Source organism: Acuticoccus yangtzensis (assembly GCF_001927245.1).
GTDB lineage: Bacteria > Pseudomonadota > Alphaproteobacteria > Rhizobiales > Amorphaceae > Acuticoccus > Acuticoccus yangtzensis.
This window is the reverse complement of the sequence record NZ_MJUX01000029.1, coordinates 1-697: the sequence shown is the minus strand read 5'-3', so window position 1 is coordinate 697 and position 697 is coordinate 1. Positions and strand designations below refer to the sequence as shown.

General features: G+C 68.3%; 1 protein-coding gene. It reads right to left on the bottom strand.

Annotated elements, in window-relative coordinates; all coding sequences use genetic code 11:
• Window positions 1-337: 337 nt before the first annotated feature.
• Window positions 338-697, bottom strand: a 360-nt coding sequence (locus BIX52_RS22335; protein ID WP_139312856.1) for a transposase, incomplete at its 5' end; no start/stop codon positions are given.

Genomic DNA, 697 nt, shown 5'->3' with positions numbered 1-697 from the left:
CGGCGGTCAGCGTCATCACGATGGCGGTGGAAGCGGCGATGAAGGTCTTGTTCATGGGGTCGTTCCTCTTCGTGTGCTCTGGGGTGTGGCGTCCTGCCGACACACTGAAGATGGCTGCCTCCTCGCCATCCTGCCGTGCCCGCCAGCACAGGGGCGAACCGAGCATGAAATTGCGCCCGCCGCCCGCTCCCTCCTTCCTTCAGTGAGGCGCCACGTCCTCCCGCGTCACAGGAGGGTGGTGCCGCTGGTCTGTCCTCTGGAGCCGGCCGTCGCGAACGCCAGCCGGCCTGCGGTCGAGGTTCTGCACAAGGGCGCAGAGCCGAAGTATCCGTCTTGCTCAAGCGATATTCGGCACCCAATCGCGGCCGTCACGCAGCATGGCGTTGGCGATGACAACGAGTTTGCGCATGAGCGCGGTCAGCGCGACCTTGGCCGGCTTTCCCGCCGCGATGAGGCGCTGATAAACCCGCCGCAGCGCAGGATTGTGCCGTGAAGCGACGAGGGCCGGCATATAAAGCGCCGTGCGCAACGCCCCGCGCCCGCCGCGGATCGTTCGCCGGCCCATCCGCGTCCCGGAATCGTTCGCCATCGGCGCAAGCCCCGCAAGGCTCGCCGCCTGCCGCCCCTCCATCGTGCCGAGTTCCGGCATCTCGGCCAGCAGCATCGCCGCCCCCTGCGGGCCGATCCCCGGGATCGT